22 protein-coding genes are annotated in these 24,584 nt (G+C 74.6%); 16 read left to right on the top strand and 6 right to left on the bottom strand.

All coding sequences use genetic code 11. The annotated features are described in order from the left end of the window. Positions 1–234: 234 nt before the first annotated feature. The 6 genes from M446_RS30810 (at position 235) to M446_RS30835 (ending at position 6,290) form a co-directional block, all read left to right on the top strand. Positions 235–1,548 carry a replication-associated recombination protein A gene (locus M446_RS30810; RefSeq protein ID WP_012336007.1) on the top strand — a complete coding sequence of 438 codons (1,314 nt, stop codon included), beginning with the start codon at positions 235–237 and terminating at the stop codon, positions 1,546–1,548. Positions 1,549–1,686: 138 nt separating this feature from the next. Next, entirely contained in the window at positions 1,687–2,511 is an 825-nt protein-coding gene (locus tag M446_RS30815; protein WP_012336008.1) for a ParA family protein, read from the top strand. Between the two features lie 178 nt (positions 2,512–2,689). Then, complete coding sequence (locus tag M446_RS30820) at positions 2,690–4,099, top strand: RluA family pseudouridine synthase (protein ID WP_012336009.1); 1,410 nt, start codon at positions 2,690–2,692, stop codon at positions 4,097–4,099. A gap of 183 nt (positions 4,100–4,282) precedes the next feature. Next, positions 4,283–4,762, top strand: a complete 480-nt coding sequence (locus M446_RS36570) for a hypothetical protein (RefSeq protein ID WP_012336010.1) — start codon at positions 4,283–4,285, stop codon at positions 4,760–4,762. 30 nt (positions 4,763–4,792) lie between these two features. Then, positions 4,793–5,452 carry an HAD-IA family hydrolase gene (locus tag M446_RS30830; RefSeq protein ID WP_012336011.1) on the top strand — a complete coding sequence of 220 codons (660 nt, stop codon included), beginning with the start codon at positions 4,793–4,795 and terminating at the stop codon, positions 5,450–5,452. A gap of 49 nt (positions 5,453–5,501) precedes the next feature. Then, positions 5,502–6,290 (top strand): ATP12 family chaperone protein, encoded by a 789-nt coding sequence (locus M446_RS30835; protein ID WP_012336012.1) that lies wholly within the window; start codon positions 5,502–5,504, stop codon positions 6,288–6,290. Between the two features lie 30 nt (positions 6,291–6,320). Here the strand turns inward: M446_RS30835 and M446_RS30840 are convergent, their stop codons facing one another. Beyond that, positions 6,321–6,590 carry a DUF6894 family protein gene (locus tag M446_RS30840; protein WP_012336013.1) on the bottom strand — a complete coding sequence of 90 codons (270 nt, stop codon included), beginning with the start codon at positions 6,588–6,590 and terminating at the stop codon, positions 6,321–6,323. A gap of 322 nt (positions 6,591–6,912) precedes the next feature. Between M446_RS30840 and M446_RS30845 the strand changes: the two genes are divergently transcribed. From M446_RS30845 to M446_RS30890, 10 genes are all read left to right on the top strand, one after another. Next, positions 6,913–7,509: a LemA family protein gene (locus M446_RS30845; protein WP_051086613.1), complete on the top strand. Its 597-nt coding sequence runs from the start codon at positions 6,913–6,915 to the stop codon at positions 7,507–7,509. 345 nt (positions 7,510–7,854) lie between these two features. Beyond that, positions 7,855–8,652 (top strand): TPM domain-containing protein, encoded by a 798-nt coding sequence (locus M446_RS30850; protein WP_012336015.1) that lies wholly within the window; start codon positions 7,855–7,857, stop codon positions 8,650–8,652. Then, positions 8,642–9,274 carry a hypothetical protein gene (locus tag M446_RS30855; RefSeq protein ID WP_012336016.1) on the top strand — a complete coding sequence of 211 codons (633 nt, stop codon included), beginning with the start codon at positions 8,642–8,644 and terminating at the stop codon, positions 9,272–9,274. The genes M446_RS30850 and M446_RS30855 overlap by 11 nt, the downstream gene beginning before the upstream one ends. Before the next feature lie 270 nt (positions 9,275–9,544). Further along, entirely contained in the window at positions 9,545–9,919 is a 375-nt protein-coding gene (locus M446_RS30860) for a hypothetical protein (RefSeq protein WP_012336017.1), read from the top strand. A 482-nt stretch (positions 9,920–10,401) separates the two neighbouring features. After that, positions 10,402–11,721, top strand: coding sequence for a patatin-like phospholipase family protein (locus tag M446_RS30865; RefSeq protein WP_168169180.1), 1,320 nt, complete (start codon positions 10,402–10,404; stop codon positions 11,719–11,721). Positions 11,722–11,820: 99 nt separating this feature from the next. After that, positions 11,821–12,021 (top strand): hypothetical protein, encoded by a 201-nt coding sequence (locus M446_RS30870; protein WP_043701808.1) that lies wholly within the window; start codon positions 11,821–11,823, stop codon positions 12,019–12,021. Next, the gene (locus tag M446_RS30875) at positions 12,018–12,224 is read left to right on the top strand and encodes a hypothetical protein (RefSeq protein ID WP_012336020.1); all 207 of its coding nucleotides are present in this window, start codon (positions 12,018–12,020) and stop codon (positions 12,222–12,224) included. Before M446_RS30870 ends, M446_RS30875 begins: the two co-directional genes overlap by 4 nt. Before the next feature lie 99 nt (positions 12,225–12,323). Then, positions 12,324–13,406, top strand: coding sequence for an ABC transporter ATP-binding protein (locus M446_RS30880; RefSeq protein WP_012336021.1), 1,083 nt, complete (start codon positions 12,324–12,326; stop codon positions 13,404–13,406). After that, positions 13,403–14,359: an ABC transporter permease subunit gene (locus M446_RS30885; protein ID WP_012336022.1), complete on the top strand. Its 957-nt coding sequence runs from the start codon at positions 13,403–13,405 to the stop codon at positions 14,357–14,359. The genes M446_RS30880 and M446_RS30885 overlap by 4 nt, the downstream gene beginning before the upstream one ends. Continuing rightward, complete coding sequence (locus M446_RS30890; RefSeq protein ID WP_012336023.1) at positions 14,356–15,132, top strand: ABC transporter permease; 777 nt, start codon at positions 14,356–14,358, stop codon at positions 15,130–15,132. Before M446_RS30885 ends, M446_RS30890 begins: the two co-directional genes overlap by 4 nt. Positions 15,133–15,269: 137 nt before the next feature. Here M446_RS30890 and M446_RS30895 read toward each other — a convergent pair whose 3' ends face one another. From M446_RS30895 to M446_RS30915, 5 genes are all read right to left on the bottom strand, one after another. Beyond that, the gene (locus M446_RS30895; RefSeq protein ID WP_012336024.1) at positions 15,270–16,718 is read right to left on the bottom strand and encodes a pilus assembly protein TadG-related protein; all 1,449 of its coding nucleotides are present in this window, start codon (positions 16,716–16,718) and stop codon (positions 15,270–15,272) included. Continuing rightward, positions 16,703–17,410 (bottom strand): TadE/TadG family type IV pilus assembly protein, encoded by a 708-nt coding sequence (locus M446_RS30900; protein WP_012336025.1) that lies wholly within the window; start codon positions 17,408–17,410, stop codon positions 16,703–16,705. The genes M446_RS30895 and M446_RS30900 overlap by 16 nt, the downstream gene beginning before the upstream one ends. Beyond that, on the bottom strand, positions 17,410–17,967 hold the full coding sequence (locus M446_RS30905; RefSeq protein ID WP_012336026.1) for a TadE/TadG family type IV pilus assembly protein: 558 nt from the start codon (positions 17,965–17,967) through the stop codon (positions 17,410–17,412). Before M446_RS30905 ends, M446_RS30900 begins: the two co-directional genes overlap by 1 nt. Positions 17,968–18,065: 98 nt before the next feature. Further along, positions 18,066–22,412, bottom strand: coding sequence for a translocation/assembly module TamB domain-containing protein (locus M446_RS30910; RefSeq protein WP_012336027.1), 4,347 nt, complete (start codon positions 22,410–22,412; stop codon positions 18,066–18,068). Continuing rightward, on the bottom strand, positions 22,412–24,310 hold the full coding sequence (locus tag M446_RS30915; protein WP_085984505.1) for an autotransporter assembly complex protein TamA: 1,899 nt from the start codon (positions 24,308–24,310) through the stop codon (positions 22,412–22,414). The genes M446_RS30910 and M446_RS30915 overlap by 1 nt, the downstream gene beginning before the upstream one ends. Positions 24,311–24,584 lie beyond the last annotated feature (274 nt).

Raw genomic sequence — 24,584 nt, forward strand, 5'->3', positions numbered from 1 at the left:
CAAAAGCTTAAGCGGGTCGTCGCGACCGAAAACCGGGGGTCTTGCCGAGGAGACATGGCTGCCGAGGGCTCCAGGCGGGCGGAGATGCTTCGAGTCCGCGGTTCCGGCCGCTGCCGTCCCGGGATCGGCGGACCGGGAGCCGCGCCGTGCCGCCGGATCGCCTGGCGCCGCCCGTCAACCGCTTCGCGGCGCCCGGCCCTTGCGGCGGCGGGTCCGGCCGGTCTTGATGCGGGCATGTCCGACCTCTTCGCCGCCGCCGGGCTCGCCGCCGGCGCCCCCCGGCCGCTCGCCGACCGCCTGCGCCCCACCAGCCTCGCCGAGGTGGTGGGCCAGGAGCACCTGACCGGGGAGGGCGGCGCGCTCACCCGCCTCCTGCGCGGCGGGAGCCTCGGCTCGCTGATCCTGTGGGGACCGCCCGGCACCGGCAAGACCACGGTGGCGCGGCTCCTCGCCCGCGAGACGGCGCTGCATTTCGAGCAGATCTCGGCGATCTTCTCGGGCGTCGCCGAGCTGCGCAAGGTGTTCGAGGCGGCGCGCGCCCGGCGGGCGGCCGGGCAGGGCACGCTGCTCTTCGTCGACGAGATCCACCGCTTCAACCGCGCCCAGCTCGACGCCTTCCTGCCGGTGACCGAGGACGGGACCGTGACGCTCGTCGGCGCCACGACGGAGAACCCCTCCTTCGAACTCAACGCCGCGCTCCTGTCGCGGGCCCGGGTTCTGGTCTTCCGCGCCCTCGACGAGGCGGCGATCGGCAAGCTGCTCGACCGGGCCGAGGCGGCGGAGGGCCGGCCGCTGCCCCTCGATCCCGAGGCCCGCGCGGTGCTGCTGCGGATGGCGGACGGCGACGGGCGCGCGGCGCTGACCCTCGCCGAGGAGATCTGGCGTTCGACGGCCGGCGACGAGGTGCTCACCCCCGAGGCGCTGCAGGCGCTGATCCAGCGCCGTGCCCCCGTCTACGACAAGGCCCAGGAGGGGCACTACAACCTGATCAGCGCCCTGCACAAGACGATCCGCGGCTCGGACCCGGACGCGGCGCTCTACTATCTCTGCCGGATGCTCGACGCGGGCGAGGACCGCCTGTTCATCGCCCGCCGCCTGGTGCGCGCGGCGGTGGAGGATGTGGGCCTCGCCGACCCGCAGGCGCTCGCGGTGGCGAACGCCGCCAAGGAGGCCTTCGATTTCCTGGGCTCGCCCGAGGGGGAACTGGCCCTCGCCCAGGCGACCGTCTACCTCGCCACCGCGCCGAAATCGAACGCGGTCTACACCGCCTACAAGGCCGCCACGCGGGTGGCCAAGGAGCACGGCTCCCTGCCGCCGCCGCGCACCATCCTCAACGCCCCCACCAAGCTGATGCGCCGGCTCGGCTACGGCGAGGGCTACCGCTACGACCACGACGAGCCCGACGCCTTCTCGGGGCAGGATTACTGGCCCGAGCGCCTCGGCCGCCAGCACTTCTACGCCCCGACCGAGCGCGGCTTCGAGCGGCGCATCGCCGAGCGGCTGCAATGGTGGGAGGCGGAGCGCGGTCGGCGGAAACAGGGCGAATAGCGCCGCTCTGTGAAGGTTTCGTGAACCATCCTCGCTTACCAAGTTGACGGGCACCCTCCCTAACGTCAGATTGGGGCGGACGATGATCAGAACCAGACAACAGACGGCCGGCGGCGCCGTTCGGGAGACCGCCCCCACATGAGCGCTCGCGTTCTCTCGAGCGCCAATTGCAAGGGCGGGACCGGGAAGTCGACCGTGGCGGTGAACCTCGCGGCGGATCTCGCGGCCGAGGGGTTCCGCGTGCTGGTGATCGACCTCGATCCTCAGGGACATGCCGGGTTCGGCTTCGGGCTCGCGGCCCGGCTCGGCCGCGGGAACAGCCACGCGCCGCTCCTCGGCCGGCGGGTGGACCTCCGGGAGGCGGTCCTGCGCAGCGAGGAGGACGAGGTCGACCTCCTGCCGGCCGACCGCGGCTTCGACGGGCAGATCACCGCCCAGGGCATCCGCTGCCTGGACGACGCCCTGTGGCCGCTGCGGGCCGATTACGACCTCATGCTGATCGACGTGCCGCCCGCCGCCGCGGCGCTCACCGTCTGCGCCCTGATGGCGAGCGACGGCGTCGTCATCCCCACCACCCTCGATCCCCTCGGCCTGGAGGGCGTCCGGCAATTCGCCCGCTCCTATCACCGGATGATGCTGCAATTCGGCGCCGCGGAACTCGGCTTCGCCATCGCGCCGATGCGCATCGACCTGCGCTCCAACGTCGAGAAGGAGGTGCTGGGCCGGCTGCGCACGGATTTCGGCCCCGGCCAGATGATCCGCGGGGTGCGGGTGGACGTGGCGGTGAGCGAGGCCTTCGCCCGCCGCCGGCCCCTGCGGCGCCACCGCGACCGCGCCCGGGCGGTGGACGATTTCCGCGGCCTCGCCGCCGACGTGGTGCGCCGCTTCGGGGTCGAGGCGCGGCCGCCGATGCCCGTCTATCCGCCCCGGCTCGAAGGGTTTGTGCGCACGCCCTGCGCCTGATCCGGGATCGGCTTGATCGAAGCGGGTCCCGGATCACCAGCCTGCGCGGCGCCTGTGCGCGGCGCCTGAGCGAAGCCGCCATCCGCATGGCCGAAATCGGAGATGGCGAAGCCATCAACCGGATGGCGGATGAGAGGCCGGGTTTGCCGGGGCCCGGACCGGGTGCTAGGAGCCCCGCATGACCGGAAAACCCCCTTCCCGCGGCGGACGCGCGCGCGCCGATGCCGGGCGCCCGAAGCCCGGGCGCCCGCCCGCGCGGGCGCGCACCGGGCCGCGCAACACCGCCCGCGACGCCGCCGAACGCGCCGCCGGCGGCCGAGACCTCGGCGATGCCGCCCCCTGGGACCAGGGCGAGGCGATCCCGGCGGCCAAGTCTCCGGCGGCCAAGTCTCCGGCGGCCAAGTCTTCGGCGGCCAAGTCTCCGGCGGCCAAGACTTCGGCGGCCAGGTCTTCGGCGGCCAAGACTTCGGCGACCAAGCCCCCGCGCCCGCCCCGGGCTCCCCGCGCGGCCGCGCCGCCGGCCCGGCCGCCGCGGCCCGCCGCCCCCGCCCCGACCCGCCGGGAGACCCGCGAGGCGACCGCCGCCGCCCTCGCCACCGGCGTGCAGACCCTGGAGGTGACGCCCGACGAGGCCGGGATGCGCATCGACCGCTTCCTGTCGGCGCGCTTCCCGCAGCTGCCCTTCACCCGCATCCAGAGCCTCGTGCGCAAGGGCGAATTGCGGGTCAACGGCAAGCGCGCGAAGGCCGCCGACCGGGTCGAGCCGGGGGCGAGCGTGCGGGTGCCGCCGCTCAAGCTCGACGCGGCCAAGCCCGGCCCGAGCCCGGCCCGGGCCGAGAGCGACCTCGCCTATCTGCGCTCCCTGGTGCTCTACGAGGACCAGGACATGATGGTGCTCAACAAGCCCTACGGCCTCGCGGTGCAGGGCGGCTCGGGCACCAAGCGCCACGTGGACGGCCTGCTGGAGGCCCTGCGCGCGCCGGACGGGCAGAAGCCGCGCCTCGTCCACCGCCTCGACAAGGACACGGCCGGCTGCCTCGTCATCGCCAAGACCCGGCTCGCCGCCGCGACGCTCGCCAAAACCTTCCGGTCGCGTGCGGCGCGCAAGATCTACTGGGCGCTCGCCGCGGGCGTGCCGAAGGTCCGCCAGGGCCGCGTCTCGACCTACCTCGCCAAGGAGGAGGTCGGCGAGGCCGATGCGCGCATGCGCGTCGCCCAGCACGGGGACGAGGGGGCGAGCCACGCGCTGACCTATTACGCGGTGGTCGACCAGGCCGGGCAGAAGCTCTCCTGGCTGTCGCTGAAGCCGGTGACCGGGCGCACCCACCAGCTGCGGGCCCACGCCGCCCATATCGGCCACCCGCTGGTCGGCGACCCGAAATACTTCGACATCGAGAATTGGGAATTGCCCGGGGGCCTGCAGAACCGCCTGCACCTGCTGGCGCGCCGCATCGTCATCCCGCATCCCCGCACCAACAAGCCGGTCGACGTCACCGCGCCGCTGCCGCCGCACATGGCCCAGAGCTGGAACCTGCTCGGCTTCGACGCGGGCCGCTACGACCCGATCGTGGAGGCGCCCGAGGGCTGATCGGCCCCGGGCGCGGCCCGGCTGCCGCCCGATCGGACGGGTCGTCGGACGGGTGGTCGGACGGGTCTTGGCAGGACCGCCCGGCGCCTTATTCTTGCCGCTGGCGCCGTCGGGCGGCCAGATCTTCCCCCCTCGCGAGAGAGCCCGACGCCCATGCGACCTCGCCCGATGAGACCTGCCCCGATGAGACCTGCCGCGCTCGGCCTTCTCGGCCTCCTCGCCGCAGCCGCGCTGGCACCGGCTGTCTCCCGGGCACAGCAGCCGCCGGCCCCGGCGGCCCGGCCCGAGACCACGCAGGCGACCAGCCCGCAGACGGCCCCGCCGCAGCCCGGGCCGCCGCAGGCGGCCCCACCCCATCCCCTGCCGCCGCAGGCGGCCCCACCCCAGTCCCCGCCGCCGCAGGCGGCCCCACCCCATCCCCTGCCGCCGCAGGCGGCCCCGGGCGCCCCGGCGCAGGCGGGCGCGCGGGCGGAGGGGGGGCGGCCCGCCGCGGGCCAGCGCCTCAAGCGGCGGATCTCCTACGCGGCCTGCAATCGGGCCGCCCTGCGGCGCAACCTGCGGGGTGGGGCACGCCGCCGCTTCCTGATCCGCTGCCGCCTGGGTTATGAGCGGATCCAGCCGGGCACGCCGCCCCGCGGCGCGGAGGGGCGCCCGCGGTCCTGACGGCGGCGGCGGAACGGACGGCGGCTGCGCGTGATCCTCATCGTCTTCGACGTCGACGGCACCCTCGTCGACAGCCAGCACCTGATCGTGGCGGCGCAGGAGGCGGCCTTCGCGGCGGTCGGGCTGCCGGCGCCGAGCCGCGCGCGGGCGCTCTCGGTGGTCGGGCTCTCGCTGCCCCAGGCCTTCACGGCCCTGGTCGGGGCGGACGGGCCCGTGACGGCGCTCGCCGCCCATTACAAGGAGGCCTTCCACCGGCTTCGCGCCGAGGCCGCCCTGCGCGAGCCGCTCTTCCCGGGGGCGGCGGAGCTGCTGGCCCGGCTCCACCGGCAGCCCGAGGTGCAGCTCGGCATCGCCACCGGCAAGTCCCGCCGCGGCGTCGACCACCTGATCCGGGCCTATGGCTGGGAGGGCTGGTTCGCGACCGTGCAGACCGCCGACGACGCGCCCTCAAAGCCCCACCCGGCGATGCTGGAACAGGCGATGGGCGAGGTGGGCCTCTCCGCCGCCGACACGCTGATGATCGGCGACACGACCTACGACATGCTGATGGCCCGCGGCGCCAAGGTGGTCCCGATCGGCGTCGCCTGGGGCTACCACACCCCGGAGGCCCTCACCGCCGCCGGCGCCCAGGAGGTGGTGACCTCCTACGCGGAGCTCGGCACGGTGCTGGAGGGGCGAGCGGGGGTGTAGCGGAACCCGGAGCCTCGCATTCCGGCCCGCTCCCGCCTATCTCGATCCGATGAGCGACGACACCCTCCGCGACTGGCTGGGCCAGCCCGAGCCGAATCCCGATCCCCTCCGCGCCGCCCGGACGGCGAGCAGGCCCGCCCTGCCCAAGCGCTTCTACGCCGAGGCCGGGACCGCCGAGGCCGAGGACGGGCACCGGCTCGTCCTCGACGGGCGCCCGGCCCGCACCCCCGGCCGGCGCGTCGTCGCGGTGCCGCAGCCGGCCGTGGCCCGGGCGCTGGCCGAGGAATGGGGGGCGCAGGCGGAGGTGATCGACCCGGCCCGCATGCCGCTCACCCGCCTCGTCAACACGGCCCTCGACGGCGTCGCCGAGCGGCGCGAGGCGGTGGTGCAGGACATCGCGGCCTATGCGGGCTCCGACCTCCTCGCCTATCGGGCGGGCGACCCGGCGCGGCTGGTGGCGAGCCAGGCGGCGGCCTGGGATCCGGTGCTCGACTGGGCGCGCGACGAACTCGGCGCGCTCATCGTGCTGAGCGAGGGCGTGATGCACGTGGCCCAGCCGGCCGGCTCGCTAGAGGCGGTGCGCCGGGCGGTCGAGGCGGTCGAGAGCCCGCTCGCGCTCACCGGGCTGCACGTCATGACGACGCTCACCGGCTCGGTCCTGCTCGCCCTCGCGGTGCTGCGCGGACGCCTGACGGCCGAGGAGGCCTGGGAGGCGGCGCATGTCGACGAGACCTTCCAGGCGAGCGTCTGGGGACGCGACGAGGAGGCCGAGGCGCGCCGGGCGCTGCGCAAGCAGGATTTCCTGACCGCCGCGCGGCTCGTCGCCCTGACGGCGTGAGGGCGCCGCCCGGGGCGCCCCCGTCCCGTCTCAGGCCAGGTTCACGCGGCTGCGCCGGGGCCGGGGATCGGGCTCCAGCTCGGTGAAGGGCACCGTGAAGAGCGGGCGGTGCGCCTCGTCCGTCACCGCGAAGCGGTAGCGGGCGAGCTGGGGGTTGCGGGCGCATTCGTCGTGCGAGGTGAAGCCGGCCCCGTGGCGCGCGAGCGCCAGGGCCGCCGCGTCGTCGGGGCAGTCGATCCCGAAAAAGTCCTGACAGACGACGCCCGATCCGGATTGCACGTCGAAATGGTAGCGTGGCATCCCGCCCTCCGTTCGCCCCCCCGGCGGGGCCGTTCGCCGCCCCTGACCGGACGCCAGACTGCGCCTTCCCGGGCGGTCTGTCACCCGGGCTCGGCGCCTTGACGCTGCGCGCGGGCGCGGGCAAGCGGGAGGCGGCGGCTCCGGGTGGGGCCGGGCGCATCCGGCAGGAGGGCAGGGCATGAGCGCGAAGCGGAACGGGGGCGTCCGGGACGCCCGCTCCTTGCCGTCTCAATCCCGGCCGTCTCAATCCCGGCCATCTCAATCCCGGCCATCTCAATCTCGGCCGTCCCGGACTTCGCCGTCCAGGACTTCGCCGTCCAGGATCTGGCCGTCCCGGGTCGTCGGCGCCCTCGCCCTCGTCGCGGTGGCGGGCGGCCTCTCGGGCTGCGGTGCCGTCAACCGGGTGCCGGTCCTGGAGGAGCAGGCGAAATCCGCCTGGAGCGAGGTCCAGAACCAGTATCAGCGCCGCACCGACCTGATCCCGAACCTCGTCGAGACCGTGAAGGGCTACGCGCAGCAGGAGAAGGACGTCCTGATCGGCGTCACCGAGGCCCGCGCCAAGGCCACGAGCGTCAAGGTCGATGCCGGCACGGTCAGCGACCCGCAGAAGTTCAAGGAGTTCCAGGACGCGCAGAACCAGCTCTCGGGGGCGCTGGGGCGGCTCCTGGTCACGGTCGAGCGCTACCCCGACCTCAAGTCGAACCAGAACTTCCTCGCCCTGCAATCGCAGCTCGAAGGCACCGAGAACCGGATCGCGGTGGCGCGGCGCGACTACATCGCGGCGGTGCGGGCCTACAACACCGAGGTGCGCACGATCCCGGGGCGCTGGATCGCCGGGATCCTCTATCCCGATGCGAAGCCGATGGAGACCTTCACGGCGACGCCCGACGCCGCGCGCCCGCCGAACGTAAAGTTCTAGAGGCTGCCATGGCCCGCAGACCGGTGTTGTGCTGGCCAGGGTCGGGCGCCGGGCAGGAGCCGCGTGCAGCCGGGAGCGGGGCTCCCGGCCAGGCGCGGCGACGCACCCGGCGCCCGACCCCGGCCAGCCCGAAGGGTCGCGTCAGCGACGCCATCCGCGGCGTCCGGCCTCCTGGTGGGCCGGACGTCGCTGACGCGACACAACACCGGTCTGCGGGCCATGGCAGCCTCTAGAGCATTTTCCGACGAAGTGGATGCCGGTTCGTCGCAGAAAACGCGGCAAGATCAAAGACCTAGAGCAGCACCCGATTGCAACGTGATCGGGTGCTGCTCTAGGCACCGGGCCGTGCCCGCTGCCCTGCCGATCCGGCCCGATCCCCGCGGGCGGCTCCTCCGCGGGCTCGTCCTGTGCATCCTGCTCCTCGCCGCGCTGCGTCCGGCGGCCACCCGCGCGGCCGAGCTGTCCTTCCCGGCGCTCACCGGCCGGGTGGTCGATGCGGCCGGGCTGCTCGGCCCCGCGCGGCGCGACGCCCTCGATGCCAAGCTCAAGGCCCACGAGGACAAGACCTCCGACCAGGTCGTGGTGGCGACGGTGCCGAGCCTGCAGGGCACCAGCGTCGAGGATTACGCCAACCAGCTCTTCCGCAGCTGGAAGCTCGGTCAGGCCAAGACCAACAACGGCGTCCTCCTGCTGGTGGCCCCGCGGGAGCGCAAGGTGCGCATCGAGGTCGGCTACGGGCTCGAAGGCGCGCTCACCGACGCCCTCACCAAGGTGCTGATCGCGAGCGCGGTCACGCCGCGCTTCAAGAGCGGCGACTTCGCGGGCGGGATCGAGGCCGGCGTGGATGGCATCCTGTCGATCCTGGCGGGCGACGCGCAGGACTGGCAGCGCAGGCCGCAGGTGCGCTCCGACGAGGTCGACCCCGCCCAGGTCCTGCTCTTCCTCCTGCTGATCCTCGTGGTGATCGTCGTGCTGTGGCGGATGAACCGGGCCGGGCGCGGCGGACTCGTCGTCCTGCCCGGCCCCGGCTCCGGCGGCTGGAGCGGCGGCTGGAGCGGGGGCGGCTCGTCTGGGGGCTTCTCGGGCGGGTTCTCGGGCGGGGGCGGCTCCTCGGGCGGCGGGGGAGCGTCCGGTGACTGGTAGGCCCGCCGACCTCCTCGGCCCGGAGGCCTGCGCGCGGATCGCCGCGGCCGTGGCGCGGGCGGAGGCCGGCACCTCGGCCGAGATCGTCGTGATGGTGAGCGCGCGCGCCGGGCGCTACCGCTCCCTCGTGCTCACCGCGGCCCTCCTCGCCGGGCTCCTCCTGCCCTGGGCGCTCCTGCTGCTCACGCCCTGGAGCGCGGGCCGGATCCTCCTGACCCAGGCCGGCGCCGTGGCGCTGATCCTGGCGCTCAGCCTGTCGGAGCGGCTGCACCTCGCCCTGGTGCCCCGGTCGCTGCGGCGGGCGCGGGTGCGCGAGGCGGCGCTCTTCGCCTTCCGGTCGCGGGGCCTCACCCGCACGCGCGGCCGCACCGGCCTGCTCCTCTTCCTGTCGCTGGCCGAGCGGCACGCCGAGATCGTGGCGGATGAGGGCCTGCTGGCGCGGATCGGGCCGCAGGCCTGGACCGATCTCCTCGCCGACCTCGCCGCCTCCCTGCGCCGCGGCGAGGCGGAGGCCGGCCTCGTCGCGATTCTGGCGCGCCTCGGCGAGCGCCTCGCCGCCGCGGCGCCGGCCGGGCCGGGCGATCCGGACGAGTTGCCGAACCGGGTCATCCTCGACGGGTGAGGGGCCGAGAGGGCGTCCCCCTCCCGCCCGGGAGAGAGACGCCAAGTCGCGACACGTCTCGGGAGGAGAGTGCGGATCCCACCGTGATCGAGGACAGCGGCGCGGGATCGACGCGTGTCAACTCTCGAATACGCGCCCGATCGCGTCAGCGGCAAGATATCGCCGCCCCCCACCTTGGTCCGAGGCGCGGGCGCGGGAAGGCTTCCCTCCGCGCGGCGCGGGAGCGAGAATGGGACGAACGGCGCTTCGGGGCCGGCTCGGAGGCCCGCCATGGCATTGCGCACGCTCCGCCTCCTCTGGGCGGCGACGCTGCTCCTTTGCGCGGGGGCGGGATCGGCCCAGACCGTGGTCGACGGGAGCGGCGAGGCGCTCCCGCCCGCCGAACTCGCCATGGTCCTGCGCAACCTCAACGGCGAATCGCACGACCCCGCCGCGGTGCAGCTGCGCCGCCTGCGGCGGCGTGAGGGACCGCCCGTGATCCTGTGCGGCGAGATCCGCACCCGCGACGGCCTCGGCCTGCCGACGGAATTCCGGACCTTCGCGGCCGTGCCCGAGCAGGACATGGTCTTCTCGCCCTTCGGCGCCTCCGGACAGCCGTTCCCCGCCTTCGACGGGATCATCCGGGCCCATTGCGGCGGGTCCTGACGCTCCCGCGGCGGGTCCTGAGGATCCCGCAAAAGGGTCCCGACGGGCGGGGTCCGGAGGCTGAATCCGTGCGGTCTCGCGATCCGCACGTCGCGACAGCGCCGGATCGGACCGGCACCCCGGACACCGACGGAGCGTCGATGTGCCGGGCGAAGGGGAGCCCGCCCTGGCCGGGGCCGGGGCGGGCTCAAGTCGCGTGTCGGATGAAGACGTCCCGGCATAGCGGGCGGGCGCGGCGCCGTCGTCCCCCGAACGGGGGAGAGCGACCGCGAAAGCGGCCCGGCGGCCGGGCCCGCGCCACGGGCGGCGGCGTCCGCCCGGCCGTCGATGCCTCGCTCCCGGAGATCGGCTCCGGACGAGCGGTTGTCCGTCCGGCCACGCTGGCGCACGATCGTGCGGTGTCGAATCGCGTCCCGAAAGATCCGGCGCTTCCTCTGGGGAAGACGGCTGCCGAGGCAGGCGCGCCGATGGCGGATCGGCCCGTGCCCGAGATTCCGGCCTTCGTCGCGTTCGCCGGGGGCGGCGCGAAGGGATTGGTCCACGTAGGGGCCCTGAAGGCCCTCGAAACCAGGGCCGTGGACATCCGCGGAGTCGCCGGGACCTCCGCCGGCGCCATCGTGGCGGCGCTGAAGGCCAGCGGCTTCTCGGCCGACGACATGGCCGACCCGATCACCGGACGCACCATCCTCGACGAACTGGCCCGCATCGATGCGGCCCTGTCCACGGCGCCGGCGCTGTTCGGGGAAGGCGGATGGGCGCGCGTGGCGCGCCTGCGCGCGTTGCTCCGCTGCGGCCTCGCGCGGGTCGCGGTCGCGGCGGCCCTCTCGGTCACCCTCCTCCTCCTCGGCTCGTTCCTGTGCGCCGCGATGGCGAACGTCGCCGCGGCGCTGATCCTCTGGGGGCTGTGGCTCGCAACCTGCGGCATCGTCTTCCGGCGCATCCGGGCCGGGCTCGCCGGGCTCTCGCGCCTGGAGCGCTTCAAGGGCGCCCTCGGCCGGGTCATCGCGGCGCGCGCGTTCCCGGCGGAACCGGACCGGATCGTGAGGCTGCGGGACTTCGACGGCGGGCATCTCCTGCCGCTCAAGATCGTCGGAGCGAATCTCTCGACGCGGCAACTCACGCTCTTCTCGGCGGAGACGACGCCCGACATCGCCGTCGCGGACGCGGTGGCGGCCTCGATCAGCATTCCGATCGTCTTCGCGCCGCAGCGGATCGGCGCGGACGTGTTCGTCGACGGCGGCATCGTCTCGAACCTGCCCGCCTGGCCCTTCGACGAGGAGCGCGCCCTCGATCCGGATGCCGTGACCCTGGCCTTCGAGATCGCCGAGGAGGTGCCGGAGAACGAGGAGCTCGGCGGCGCGGCGTGGCTGCCGGCCGCGATCCGGACCGCCCTGTTCGGGTCCGGGATCCTCAACCTGCGGGCGGTCGGCCGGTCGGAATTGATCACCCTGAGAACCGATCTCGACGTCCTTCAGTTCGACCTCGGCCGGCAGGCCGCCCTGAGGCAGGTGGCCGAGTCCACGATCGCGGCGGATGTCGAACTGGAGTTGCGCCTGTTCGCGCGGCCGAGCCTGTACCGACGCGCCTGCGAGACGATGGTGAGGGCGGTCGAGGACATCCTCGCCGGACTGGACGGCACCTCGCGCCGCGGGGCCGGCCCGCGCCGGGTGCGCGTGTCCCTGGCGATGCCGGATGACGGCCACGCGCGATCCCTTCGCCTGCGCTACGGCGCCGGCTACGACGCCGATCTCGACGAGCGTCTCCTGCTGCCGCTCGACGCCACCGTCGCGGGCCTGGCCTGAACCAGCGGTCGGGCGCAGTTCCACACGGTGCCCTTTCCGCAATCCGTGGCGCTGCCGGGTCGGCCGAACCGCTATCGCAGGCAGCAGGTCTGGCGGGACATGGATTGGGCGCTCTGCATCCCCATATTCCGCCGCGGGCGGCCGGACCCTGCGCGCCCCGCCTTCATCGTCTCGATCGACTCCAACGAGCGCCCCCCCGACGCGGTCCTGGACGACTTCCGGGACGCGGTCACGGGCCTCGCGATCGACTCGTTCGAGACCCTTCTGGTACAGTTGGAGCAGATCGGAGAGGGCGCATGACCGACGATTCGCGAGGTCCCGACGCCGCCGGGCACCGGCGCAACGCGCTGGAGGGAAACGCCGCCGTCAGGGAAGCGCAGCGGCGCGCGCGCGCCGAGATGCAGCTCATCGCCGACGACGCGCGGCGATTCCGCCGGGACATCGACGACAAATTGCAGGGAATCACCGACGGCGCCCTGCGGCGGAGCGTGGGCGGGCGGTGAGGGGCCGCGCCGGGGCCGGCGCGGCGGCGGACGCCGCGCCTTGACGGCGGACCGGGTTCTTGCGTGTAACAGGGGCTCTCCTGCCCCGACCGGACGACCTTGCAGCCCGATTCCTCCGCCCCCGCGCCCGGCCAGCTCCGCTTCGAGTTCGTCACCAAGCGCTTCGGACCGATCCCGGCGGTCGAGGAGGTCAGCCTCGACCTCGCGGCGGGCGAGTTCTTCTGCCTGCTCGGCCCGTCGGGCTGCGGCAAGTCCACGCTGCTGCGCATGCTCGCGGGCTTCGAGGCGCCGACGCGGGGGCGCATCCTGCTCGACGGGCAGGACCTCACCGGCGTGCCGCCGCATCGCCGGCCGGTCAACATGATGTTCCAGTCCTACGCGCTGTTCCCGCATCTCAGCGTCGCCGACAACGTCGCCTACGGCCTGCGCCGGGAGGGGCTCGGCCGGCGCGAGATCGCCGGGCGGGTCGCCGAGATGCTGCGGCTGGTCCAGCTCGACGGGTTCGAGGCGCGCCGGCCCGACCGCCTCTCGGGCGGCCAGCGCCAGCGGGTCGCCCTCGCCCGGGCCCTCGCCAAGCGCCCGCGCGTGCTCCTCCTCGACGAGCCCCTCGGGGCCCTCGACCGCACCCTGCGCGAGCAGACCCAGGGCGAGTTGCGGGCGATCCAGCGCCGGCTGCGCACGACCTTCGTGGTCGTCACCCACGACCCGCCGGAGGCGATGGTGCTCGCCGACCGGATCGGCGTGATGGATCGCGGCCGCCTCGTCCAGGTCGGGCCGGCCGCGGACCTCTACGAGCGCCCCGCCACCCGCTACGTCGCCGGGCTCCTCGGCGACGTGAACCTGATCGAGGGCCGGCTCGGCCCCGGCGGGCCGGGCCCGCGCCGGCTCGACACGCCGCTCGGCCCGCTCGCCGGCACCGACCATCACGGGGCCGGGCCGGAGGGGGCCGCGGCCGCGCTGGCGCTGCGCCCCGAGCGCGTCGTCCTGCGCCCGGACGGGGAGGGGATCCCCGCCACCCTCACGGACGCGACCTACCTGGGCGAGAAGATCGTCTACCGGGTGCGGCTCGGCGACGGGCGGGAATGGCGGGCCGCGCTGCCGGCGGGGGCACCGGGCTTGGCCCCGGGCCTCGCGGTGCGGCTCGGCTTCGCGCCCGAGGCCGCCGCCCTGGTGCCCGCGTGAGCCGGCCCCCGCGCCGCCCCGATGCCCGCCGCGATGCCCGTCCGGGGCGGCGCCTGCGCGACGCCCTCGCCCGGGCGGCCGTGCCGGCCCTGCCCTTCGCCTGGCTTCTCGCGTTCTTCGGGCTGCCCTTCCTGATCGTCCTCAAGATCAGCCTCTCGGACCCCGCCACCGCGCTGCCGCCCTACACCCCGGTGCTCGACTGGGACGCCGGGGTGGCCGGCTGGTCCGACTTCCTCGCCGCCCTCGACTTCGAGAATTACCGCACCCTCGCGGCCGACCCGCTCTACCTCGACGCGGCGCTGACCTCCCTGTGGATCGCGCTCGCCGCGACGCTCCTCCTCGCCCTCGTCGGCTACCCGATCGCCTACGGCATGGCGCGGGCGCCCCGGCGCCTGCAGCCGCTCCTCGTCGCCCTGATGGTGATCCCGTTCTGGACGAGCTTCCTGATCCGGGTCTACGCCTGGATCGCGATCCTGAAGGCGGACGGCTTCCTCAACCAGGCCCTGCTGGCGCTGGGCCTCGTCGCCCAGCCGCTGACGATCCTGAACACGCCGGCCGCGATCCTGATCGGCATCGTCTACGCCTACCTGCCCTTCATGGTGCTGCCGCTCTACGCGGTGCTGGAGCGCCTCGACCGCGGCCTGATCGAGGCGGCCCGCGACCTCGGGGCGAGCCGGGAAGCGGCCTTCCTGACCGTGACCCTGCCGCTCTCGGCCCCGGGCCTCGCGGCCGGGGCGCTGCTCTGCTTCATCCCGATCATCGGCGAGTTCATCGTCCCGGACCTGCTCGGCGGCGCCGACACGCTGATGCTCGGGCGGGTCCTGTGGAGCGAGTTCTTCTCGAACCGCGACTGGCCCCTCGCCGCGGCGGTGGCCGTGGTGATGCTGCTGATCGTGGCCGGGCCGCTGGTGCTGTTCCGCGAGGCCGAGGCCCGCCAGATGGAGCGACCGTGAGCCGCCCGCACCCCCTCGCCGTGGCCGCGCTCGTGCTGGGCTTCGCCTTCCTGTACGGGCCGATCCTGCTGCTCGTCGCCGCCTCGTTCAACGCCTCCCAGCTCGTCACGGTCTGGGGCGGCTTCTCGACCCGCTGGTACGCGCGCCTCGCCGAGAACGGGCCCCTCGTCGCCGCCACCCTGACCACCCTGAAGGTCGCGCTCGCCTCGGCGAGCCTCGCCACCGTGCTCGGCACGCTGGCGGCCCTCGCCCTCGACCGGCGCGGCGGTTTCCCGGGCCGGGCGCTGTTCTCGGGCCTCCTCGTCGCCCCGATGGTGATGCCGGAGGTCATCATCGGCCTCTCCCTGCTGCTGCTCTTCGTGGCGCTCGGGATCGACCGCGGCCTCCTCACCATCGTGGCGGCGCACGCCACCTTCACGCTCTGCTTCGTCGCCGTGGTGGTGCAGGCGCGGCTGCGCGGGCTCGACCGGACGCTCCTCGAGGCCGCCGCCGATCTCGGCGCCTCCCCGGCCACGGTGTTCCGCACCGTGACCCTGCCGCTGATCCTGCCCGCCGTGGCGGCGGGCTTCCTCCTCGCCTTCACCCTCTCGATGGACGACCTCGTGATCGCGAGCTTCGTCTCGGGGCCGGGCGCCACCACCCTGCCGATGCGGCTCTACAGCCAGGTCCGGCTCGGGGTGACGCCGGAGATCAACGCGATCTCGACCCTGCTGATCGCCACCGTGGCGCTCGGCGTCCTCGTCGCCTCGCTCCTCACCGCCCGCCGCAGCTGATCCGCTATCCGGACGATCACGTCCGTTCAGCGGATGAGAAGCCCGCGCGGCGCGTGAGCGACGCCGACATCCGCATGGCGACGCAATCGGTCGGATCTCGCATGACACCCGATCCCGCGCGATCGAGGCAGCCGGCCTCATTCCTTCAGGTGGGCGACCTGGGTCGCCTTCATGAACATCGCGTCGAGCGCCCTGTCGATGGCCTCGGGCGTGTCCGCCATCTGGAAGTAGCCCGGCGAGGCGCATTGCCTTGCGACGTCCGGCAGGCCCGAGCTGAACCCGTTGACCTTGTTGTTCTCGTCGGCGATGTCGCTCTTCACATACGTGAAATCGATCTTGATGTAGGGAATCAGCAGGACGGACACCGTCACGCCGGCTTGCCTGAGCGTGTCGCAGTATCCCCAGTCCATCGGAACCGGATCGGATCCGCCCGGCGACCAATTAGCGTCGGGATATGCACTGAATTTCGATGGAGATCCGGAATAGTAGCGTTTGCCATTTATCTGTATAGAGTACCATTGGTTGTTCTGCATTCCATCCGTGATCAGAAAGACGAAAGGCTTCGGCTTGATTTGCGTTGAGCCGTCACCGTAGCCGTTCGCCTTGATGGTCGCCAGCATGGACGTGAGCGACGTCTCGAAATGCGTGCCGCCACTGCCCACGCCAGTCGAGGGATCGCCGTTGCTGTCGAGCTGGGTGGCGCCCGTGTCGAGGAGCTGCGTGAACACCATCGGGTTCGACGCGGCGCAGCCCGCCTTGAGGTTGAGGGCGCTGGTATCGGCCGTCAGGTCCTGGAGCGTCCCCATCTGGGTGATGAACGGGTACAGCCCGACCCGGTACTGATTGGCGACTTCCGGCTGGGCGGCGCGCTTGATGAGGTTGCAGACCGCCACGTTCACGGCGCCGGACCGCAGCTGGATGTTGTTGAACACGGCGAGGTCGTAGCCGACGAATCCCGGGAAGTGGCAGGCGAATTGGCATCCCTGCTGATAAACCTTGAAAAAGTCGATCCGATTGAGGGCCGCGAGCTGCGCCTGCCCGTCCGTCGTCGAGGGCAATCCCATCGAGCCCGAGACGTCGATCAGGAGATAGAAATCGAGGTAGCTCGGCACGCTGGTCGTCGCCACCGCCCTGCCCGAGACCGCGGTGGTGCGGATGCCGAAGAGCGGCCCGAAATTGTTGGACACGGTCGCCGTGTAGGTCACCGTCGCCTCGAAGGTCTGGCCGCTGCGCGTGAGCTGGATCGGATCCAGGGCGAAATGCGTGAAGGGCACCGATCCGGCATTGACCGCGAAGGCGTTGGCCGCCCGGGCCTGGCCCTCCGCCACGGCGATGTCCCAGACGTTCCAGTTCCTGGCGTTGGCGGCCACGTAGGCCTTGGCGGTGACCACGGCGGCGAGCGCCGCCGCGTCCGCGGCGTGGTCGAGCTTCGTCTTGGCCCCGACCGCCATGCCGTAATCGACGCCGAGCCCGATCATCCCGATCAGGGGGATCAGCGAGAAGGCGACGATGAGGCTGACATTGCCGGACGCCGCGCCGGCGAAGCCCGCCGCGCGCGCGCGGCGGCGCCTCAGGATCCCGAGCATACGAGGATGCTCCCATCGTTGGTGGTTGGGTTGACGGTGATCTGGCTGGCGTAGCGCGGCTGCAGATAGGCCGAGCGGGCGATGCGGACCGGCGGCACGAAGGACGAGCCGAAGACCGGCACGTAGGTGAACACCACGTCGACCACGATCACCGAGCCCGGCCCGAACAGCGAGCGGGGCAGGCGGCCCGGCGCGGGCGGGGCATCGTTGTCGACGGGCTGCAGCGGCGCTCCGCAGGCGCGGTGGGGTCCGCGGCGGCCGGTCGTCCAGGCGAGGCTCGCCGTGAAGCAGCGGGTCAGGTCGGCCGGGTCGCTGCAGATCGCCCCGGTCGGCGTGAACACCACGCTGGCCGCGTTGATCGAGATCACGTCGGACCAGAGCGCGCCGCGCCGGGCCGCCTGCTGCAGGGCGTAGGGGAACAGCACGGACGCGGCGCTGATGACGACGTCGATCTCCCCCGCGCCCAGCTGGGCGATCGAGCCGGACCGCTCGGGCGGCGGAGCCTGCGTCAGCATCTGGCCGACCGCGGCCGGGATGCGCTCGATCCGCTTGAGGCTGTCCGCGTAGGCGGCGATCTGGAACCCGCCCAGGATGATGAGCAGCAGCAGCGGCAGCAGCAGGGCGAACTCGACCGCCGCGATCGCGCGGCCGTCCCGGCGGAAGCCCTGCAGGCGCGAGGCGGCGGACCTCATCAGTACTGCTCGTTGCGGAAGGCCGCGGTCGCGACCGCGAGGAGCGCCGGCCGGCCGTTCGCGACGGCGGTGAGGTTCGACAGCAGGCTGGCGAGGCCCGGCGGGATCAGGGGCATCGGGTAGATCACCAGCAGGTACTGGTAATCGCCCTGGATGCCGAGCTGGAACACGTCGTCTCCCGGCAGCGGCTGCGGAATTCTCAGGGAGCTCCAGTCATCCGTCAGAAACCGGAAATAATTATCCATGCGTGCTTTGACTTCGACTTTGTAGAGCTTGACGATCACGCTGTCGCAAGAGACGAGCGCGGGCAGGGGCGGGCAGACGAACTGATCGCGAAACTGCGAAGGCGTCATCTGCGCCGCCTGCGACTGCACGGCTCCGGTCATGATCTGGCGGGCGGCCTTGGCGGTGGCGAGGTCGACGGCCTGATTGACGTAGAGGCTGAGGCCGAGGATCAGCACGAAGCTGAGCATCAGCGTCAGCATCGACGCCACCAGGGCGAACTCGACGGCGGCCGCACCGCCGCGGGCGCGAATGAATTTTCCGAGCACATCCATGCGACTGACCCTAGGTCAGACCGTCTAAGGATGGCTTAAGCGGGTCCGCCGGCGCCTGCCGTTCCTCGGGAAGAACGGGCCGCACCTGCGGCCGTGGCTCAATATTCCCATTCAGCCCCGACGCCGAGCGCGGCGGCGCCGTTCGCCCCGGCCTCGCCCTGGACCTTGATGCGCCCGGTCACGTCGTAGGTGAGCGTGGCGGCGCTGTCCTCCGGCCGGGCGCCGGCCTTCACCCCGACCGAGAGCCGGTCCCCGAGCGCCCGCGACAGCCCGACCGCCGCGCCGCCCCTCGACCCGGCCTGCACGTCGAGGCTGTCGAGGCCGAGCCCCTTGCGGGCGCTCTCGAACACGTCGGGCCCGCCCGCATTCCCGGAGAGCTGCGCCACCCCCTGCGCGAGCTGCAGGGCCTGGAAGGGCGAGAGGCCGCCCGAGGCCTTCTTGAACAGGAGGCGGGAGAGCACCTCGTCCTGCGGCAGGGGCGGCTCGGAATTGAGGGCGAAGACCGGCCGGTCGGCCGGGCCGCTCACGGCGATGCGGGCGGTCACGTCGCCGGCCTGGGTCTGGGCCTCGAAGTCGAGGTCGGGCGCCGTGAGGTCGCCCGCGAAGCCGACGCGGCCGCGGGTGAAATCGAGCCGCTGGCCGACGATCTGGATCCGGCCGCGGCGCAGCGCGAAGCTCCCGTTCGCCACCGGCGCCCGCGAGGTGCCGGTGAGGCGCAGCGACCCGCCGAGTTCCGCATCGACGCCGCGGCCGCGCACCACGATGCGCCCGGGCACCGAGACGGCGAGGTCGAGGGCCGCGTCGAAGGGCGCGGCCCGGCGTCCGGCCCGCGCCCGCTCCCGGGCCCGGGCGGCCAAGCGGCCGCGCTCGGCCTCCGGCACGTTGACGTGGCGCAGGCCCGGCAGGGGCTCGACGGTGGCGGGCAGGCGGTCCGGGATGCCGACCGCGAGCGAGATCACCTCGACCCGGCCGGCGATCCGCGGGGTGCGCGCGAGCGGCCCGGTGAGCGCGAGGTCGAGCCCGGCGACCGCCGTCATCAGCGGGCTCGCGGCGAGCTCGGCGCGGTCGGCCCGGATGGTCAGGTTGCCCGGGAAGCCGGCGCCGGGATCGACCGCCACCCGGCCCGTCGCGCTCAGCGTGCCGCCGTTGCGGGTGGCGGCGGTGAGGCGCTCGATCGCCAGGGCGTCGCCGCGCCCGCTGACCCGGCCCTCGATCCGGTCGAGGCGGATGCCCCGCAGCGGATCGGTGAAGCTGCCGCCGGTGAGCGTGGCGCCGCCCCCGACCCGGGGCGCCGCGAGGGGCCCGGTCACCTCGGCGTCGAGGGCGACCCGGCCGGCGAGGCGCTGGCCGGAGGCGGAGAGGAGCGTGTTGGCGAGCGCCGCGTCGAGGCTGCCCCGGGCCGTCACGCCGAGCGGCCCGCCGGGCTCGACCGGCAGGAAGCCCCCGAGGGTCACGGCGAGGCCCCGCCCGGCCGCGACGGTGCCGTCGAGGCCCGCCCGCCCGTCGCGGATCTCCCCCCGAAGGCGCGCCTCGACCGGCGGCAGGCCGGCCGAGCGCGTCTCCGGCGTGGCGAGCCGGGCGACCCGCAGGGCGTAGCGTCCCTCGGGGCTGCCGGCCGGCCCGGCGAGGCTGACCTCCCCGTCGAGCGTGCCGGAGACGGCGAGGCGCGGGTCAGCGAGCCGGGCCAGGGAGAGCGGCACGGCCGAGAGGCTCGCCCGCAGGTCGAGCCGGTGCCCGATCCGCCCGTCGAGGCTCGCCCGGCCGGAGCCCGCCGCCAGGCCGAGATGCTCGACCACGAGGTCGCGCCCGTCGAGGCGCAAAGTCGCCGGGCCGGCGAGGGCGAGGCGGTCGCCGCCGCGCTGGGCCGCGAACCGGACGAGGTCGAGGCGCGGGGCCTCGCCGGCCTCCGGCCGGCCGGCTTCCAGCCGGGCGGCCCCGTCGAGGAGGAAGCCCCGCGCCCGCGCCTGGATCGTCAGGTCGCTCGCCTCCGCGGCGGACCGCGCCTCGAAGCGCAGGGTCTCGACGGTCTCGCCCGCCGCGACCAGCCGCTCGGCGGCGAGGCGGCCGTCGAGGCGCGGCGCCGCGCGCAGGTCGCTGCCGGCGAGGTCGGCGTCGAGCCGCGCCAGGGCGATCTGCCCGGCCCGGAGCCCCTCGCCCGCCGCCCGGACGCGCGCGTCCTGGCGGCCGTCGCGGCGCGCCAGGGTGATCCCGGCATCGAGCCGGCCGGCGAGGCGGGTGAGGGCGAGGGCCGAGAGGTCGTCGAGGCTGCCGGCCCTGAGGCCGAGCTCGCCCTCGGCGAGGCCGCTCCCGGCATCGATCGCGGCGGCGCCGCGCAGCTCCACCGAGCCGAGGCTGAAGCCCAGGCGGTCGAGGACCCAGTCGCCGCGCCGCCGGGCGAGGTGGGCCTCCCCGGCGAGCGGCTTGCCCCCGACCCGGCCCGAGAGGGTGAGCGTCCCGTCCGGGCGGCCGGTGACGTCGCGCAGATTCGCCGCCAGGACGAGGTCGCGCAGGGGCCGCCCGAGGGCCGAGCCCTGCGGCGCCTCGGCGGTGAGCGCGAGGTCGGGCCGCTCCAGCGAGCCGGTGAGGGTCGCGCCGAGGCGGGCGGCGCCCGCGAGGTCCGGGTGGAGCGCGGCGAGGTCGGCGAGGTCGAGCCGGGCGGCGAGGTTCGCCTGCGCCAGGGTGGCGCGGCCCTCCGCCGTGGCGCTGACGGCCCGCCCCTCGAGCCGCGCCCGCTCGACCGCGTAGCCGTCCGGCAGGCGGGTCAGGCGGCCGCTCAGGCGGGGAGCGGGGCCGAGGCTGCGGTCGAGGGCGGGAGTGCCGAGGGCGAGCCCCTCGCCCGCCGCCTCCAGCTCCGCCGCGACGCCGCCGCGGCCGGGATCGCCCGACAGGAGGGCGGAGGCGGAGAGCCGCCCGGCGAGCGGGCGTCCGGCCAGCAGCGAGAAGGCGGCGAGGTCGCCGAGCTCCGCCCGCAGGGTCCCGGCCACCTCGGTGCGGCCGAGCCGGCCGGCGTAGCGCAGGCTCGCCCCGGGCGCCTCGAGGCTGAGGGTCCGGAGGTCGGCCACCCCGTCCGGGCGCAGCTCGCCGCGCAGGGCAAAGCGCGCCTCGGGCCCGACCGCGCGGCGCAGGGCCGGGTCGGCGAGGTGCAGGCCCTCGAAGGCCGCGTCGGCCGCGAGGCGGAAGGACTGGCCCGCCGGCAGCCTCGGCAGCGGCTCGACCGCGAGGTCGGCGCTGATCCTGGCAAGGCGGCTCTCCGCCGCGCGCAGGCCCGCGGCCCGCAGCGTGCCGCGCAGGGCCGGGGCCGCGAGCGGTCCCGTGAGGGATCCGTCGAAGGTCAGGGCCTCGACCTCGCCGGCGCCGGTCCGGGTGACGCCGCCCTCGGTGGGCAGCGCCCGGGCCGCGAGCGCGAGGTCGGCCCGTCCGGCCGCGTCGAGGCCCCCGGCGGCGGTGAGCGTCGCGGTCCGGGAGGTGAGGGCGAAGCGCTCGATCCGGGAGGCGCCGTCGCGCGAGAACAGCAGCGCCCCGTCGAGCCGGGTCGTGCCCGCGAAGACCGCCGCCGCCGGCCCGGGCACCAGCCCCTCGATGCGCGAGGCGAGGTCCAGGACCATGCGCCGCCCGGCCTCGACCCGGTCGATGCGGGCCCGCCCCTCGGCGCCGATCTCGTCGCCGGCCCGGAAGGCGAGGCTCGCCCCGAAGGCGTCGAGGGGGCCGCGCCCGTCGAGGTCGAGGGTGACGGGCGGCAGGCCCGGCAGGGCGAGGGCCCGCGCGACGAGGCCGCCCTGCGGCTCGTCGTGGGCGAGCTTCACGTCGAGGCGCTGGCCCTCCGGCACGTAGGCGAGTCGGAGCGTCGCGGTGCCGGGCCGGTCGAGGCGGCGGATGCCGAGGGCGAGGTCGAGCCCCTCGCCCGGGTCGCCGAGCCGCGCCTGGCCCGCCCCGGCGAGGCGGGCGGCCTCGCCGAGCACCGGCGCGCCGAGGCCGAGTTCGTCGAGGGTGAAGGCCTTCACCTCGACCTTCACGGGCAGGTCGGGCAGGAGCGGGCCGTCGGAGGCGGTGGCGACCGGGTTCGGCAGGGGCCGGCGCAGCACCTCCAGGCGGCCGATCTCCAGCCGGTCGATCTCCAGGCGCCGGGCGAGGAGGGCGGTGCGCCGCCAGATCAGCCGCGCCCGGTCGAGGCGCAGCCAGACGCCCTCGCGGTCGGCGATGGCCACGTCGCGGATCGTGGCGTCGGAGGAGAGCGCGCCGTCGACGGCGCCGATCGAGACCCGCGAGGCGGGCGTCGAGAGGGCGCGGGAGAGGAGATCGCCCAGGATCGTGGTCTCGCCCTCGGCGGCGCGGCCGCGCCCCTGCGCCGCCAGGAGGGCGAGGGGGAGGGCGAGGGCGAGGACGAGGAGGCCGGCGAGGAGCGCCCGGCGCAGGCGGCCGGCGCGGGCCGCGAAGGCAGCGTTCATCAGAAGGCCTGCCCGATGCTGATGTACAGGGCGACGGGCGGCTGCTTGAGCGCCTTGTCGGGGTTCAGGGGCGCCGCGAGGTCGACGCGGATCGGGCCGATGCCCGTGTAGTAGCGCAGGCCCAGGCCCGCCGCGTAGCGGATCCGCTCGTCGAAATCCGGCAGGCTCGACGCGAAGGCGGTGCCGGCGTCCAGGAACGGCACGAGGCCGATCGTGTCGGTGATCCTGATGCGGGCCTCGAGCGAGCCTTCGAGGAGCGAGCGGCCGCCGATCGGCAGCTGGAACGGACCGATCGGGCCGACCGTGCGGTAGGCATAGCCGCGGATCGAGCCGCCCCCGCCCGCGAAGAAGCGCAGCGAGGCCGGGATCCGCTCCAGGCTCGCCCCCGTGATGGAGCCGAAGCCGACCCGCGCCGCCAGGATGGTGCGCGCCTCGTCGTCGAGGGCGAGGTAAGTGGAGCCCTGCGCCTTGGCGAGGAAGATCCCCGGATCCGAGCCGAGGAAGCCCGGATAGGGGGTCGCCGCGGCGGTGAGGCGGATCCCCCGGGTCGGGTCGAGGAGGTTGTCGGTCGAGTCGTAGGCGACCGAGACCGGCAGGCCGACGAGGCGGTAATCGACCTTGCCGAGCGCGTCCCGGGACGAGCCGACCTGTCCCTCGATCCCCGCCTGGACCGAGGCCGCGTCGCCGAAGCGGTGGCGCAGCGCCACCGTGCCGCCGGCCGCGTCCGTGAAGTAGGATTGCTGGACCTCGCGGCCGACGAAGGCGCCCGCCACGAGGTCGTTGCGGGTGCCGAGCAGGCCCGGCTTGACGAAGGTGGCGGCGAGCCGGCCGCCGAGGCCGTTCGTCTCGATGCCCGCGAGCTTGCGGCGCCGCGCGTAGTAATCCTGCCCGAGCCCCAGATAGGACAGGTCGGCGTCCAGCCGCAGGCTCTCGCCGCCGCCGAACAGGTTGCGGTGGGCCCAGTAGCCCCGCACGCCCGGCCCGTCGACCGTGGAGTAGCGCGCCGCGACCCCGAGGAGGTTCGGGGCCCGCTCGCTCACCTCGACGAAGACCGGGAGCCGGCCCTCCGCGTCGAGGCCGTCGGCCTCGCGCACCCGCACGCCGCCGAGCGCCTCCAGGCGGGTCACCGAGCGGCGGATCCCGGCGATCGCCTCGGGGGAGTAGGGATCGCCCGGCTCGGCGTAGATGAAGGAGCGCACCACCGCCGGGTCGAGGCCGGCCGCGCCCCGCACCGTCACCGGGCCGAGCCGCGCCGCCGGCCCGGGATCGACCGTCAGCGTCGCGTCGAGCGCCCGGGCCGCGTGGTCCGCCACCGGATCGAGCCGCACCACCCTGGCGAAGGGGTGGCCCTGCGCGCGCAGGTGATCGACGATCCGGGCCTGCCGGGCGAGGACCGTGGCCGAGCGGCCGGACTCGTCGGCGCTGCGGGTGAGGCGGTCCGGCAGGTCGAGGGGGAGGCCGGAGGCGTCGCGCACCGTGAGCCGCCGCAGCCGGTAGAGCGGGCCCTGCGCGATCGCGATCCGCACCGCCACGAGGCGGCGGTCGCGGGCGGCCTCGGCCGCGCGCAGGGCGGCGCGGGCCGCCGCCTCGCCGCCGAGCACGACGTCCTCGATCCGCACCGTGACGGTGCCCGAGTAATAGCCGTAGCCCCAGAGCACGTCGAGCAGGCGGCCGGCATCGGCCTCGGCGCGGCGCAGCAGGCCCTCGGCGTCGGGCGGCGGCTCGTCCCGCAGGCGGTGGAGGCTCGAGGCATCCTCCAGGGCGGTGCGCAGGTCGTCGTCCTCGACGCCCTGGACGCGCAGGGCGTAGGGCAGGGCGTCGGGCCGGGGGACGGGCGGCGCCTCCTCGCTGCCGAACAGGCCGAAGAGGTCGAAGGCCCGCGCCTCCGGCGCGCCCATCAGGCAGGCGACGACGGCGAGCGCTCCGGTGCGGCGCCCCCCGGCGCGGCGCCCGGCCCGGGCGCCGCCTGCGATCCGTCTCCTGTCCGGCATGCTCCGGCTGCTCGCTGTCCCCGGTTGCCCACAGGTCGGCTCCATGCCGCAAGGGTCGGCGGGGTTCGTGTTCAAACCGTGTCCACGCCGGAGCGCGGCGCGTGCCACTTTGAGAGCAAGCGGCGCGATCCCTCAACCCCGGCCGGAGAGCTTGCGGCGTGCGGTCGCGCTTCGCGCCGGG

Origin of the sequence: Methylobacterium sp. 4-46 (assembly GCF_000019365.1) — a bacterium.
Classification (GTDB): Bacteria; Pseudomonadota; Alphaproteobacteria; order Rhizobiales; family Beijerinckiaceae; genus Methylobacterium.

Bases quoted from the DNA above. Each gene is read 5' to 3' on its own strand.
- M446_RS30810 (WP_012336007.1), top strand. From the start codon at position 235: ATGTCCGACCTCTTCGCCGCCGCCGGGCTCGCCGCCGGCGCCCCCCGG.
- M446_RS30815 (WP_012336008.1), top strand. From the start codon at position 1,687: ATGAGCGCTCGCGTTCTCTCGAGCGCCAATTGCAAGGGCGGGACCGGG.
- M446_RS30820 (WP_012336009.1), top strand. From the start codon at position 2,690: ATGACCGGAAAACCCCCTTCCCGCGGCGGACGCGCGCGCGCCGATGCC.
- M446_RS36570 (WP_012336010.1), top strand. From the start codon at position 4,283: ATGAGACCTGCCGCGCTCGGCCTTCTCGGCCTCCTCGCCGCAGCCGCG.
- M446_RS30835 (WP_012336012.1), top strand. From the start codon at position 5,502: ATGAGCGACGACACCCTCCGCGACTGGCTGGGCCAGCCCGAGCCGAAT.
- M446_RS30840 (WP_012336013.1), bottom strand. From the start codon at position 6,590: ATGCCACGCTACCATTTCGACGTGCAATCCGGATCGGGCGTCGTCTGT.
- M446_RS30860 (WP_012336017.1), top strand. From the start codon at position 9,545: ATGGCATTGCGCACGCTCCGCCTCCTCTGGGCGGCGACGCTGCTCCTT.
- M446_RS30870 (WP_043701808.1), top strand. From the start codon at position 11,821: ATGGATTGGGCGCTCTGCATCCCCATATTCCGCCGCGGGCGGCCGGAC.
- M446_RS30875 (WP_012336020.1), top strand. From the start codon at position 12,018: ATGACCGACGATTCGCGAGGTCCCGACGCCGCCGGGCACCGGCGCAAC.
- M446_RS30895 (WP_012336024.1), bottom strand. From the start codon at position 16,718: ATGCTCGGGATCCTGAGGCGCCGCCGCGCGCGCGCGGCGGGCTTCGCC.
- M446_RS30900 (WP_012336025.1), bottom strand. From the start codon at position 17,410: ATGAGGTCCGCCGCCTCGCGCCTGCAGGGCTTCCGCCGGGACGGCCGC.
- M446_RS30905 (WP_012336026.1), bottom strand. From the start codon at position 17,967: ATGGATGTGCTCGGAAAATTCATTCGCGCCCGCGGCGGTGCGGCCGCC.
- M446_RS30910 (WP_012336027.1), bottom strand. From the start codon at position 22,412: ATGAACGCTGCCTTCGCGGCCCGCGCCGGCCGCCTGCGCCGGGCGCTC.
- M446_RS30915 (WP_085984505.1), bottom strand. From the start codon at position 24,310: ATGGGCGCGCCGGAGGCGCGGGCCTTCGACCTCTTCGGCCTGTTCGGC.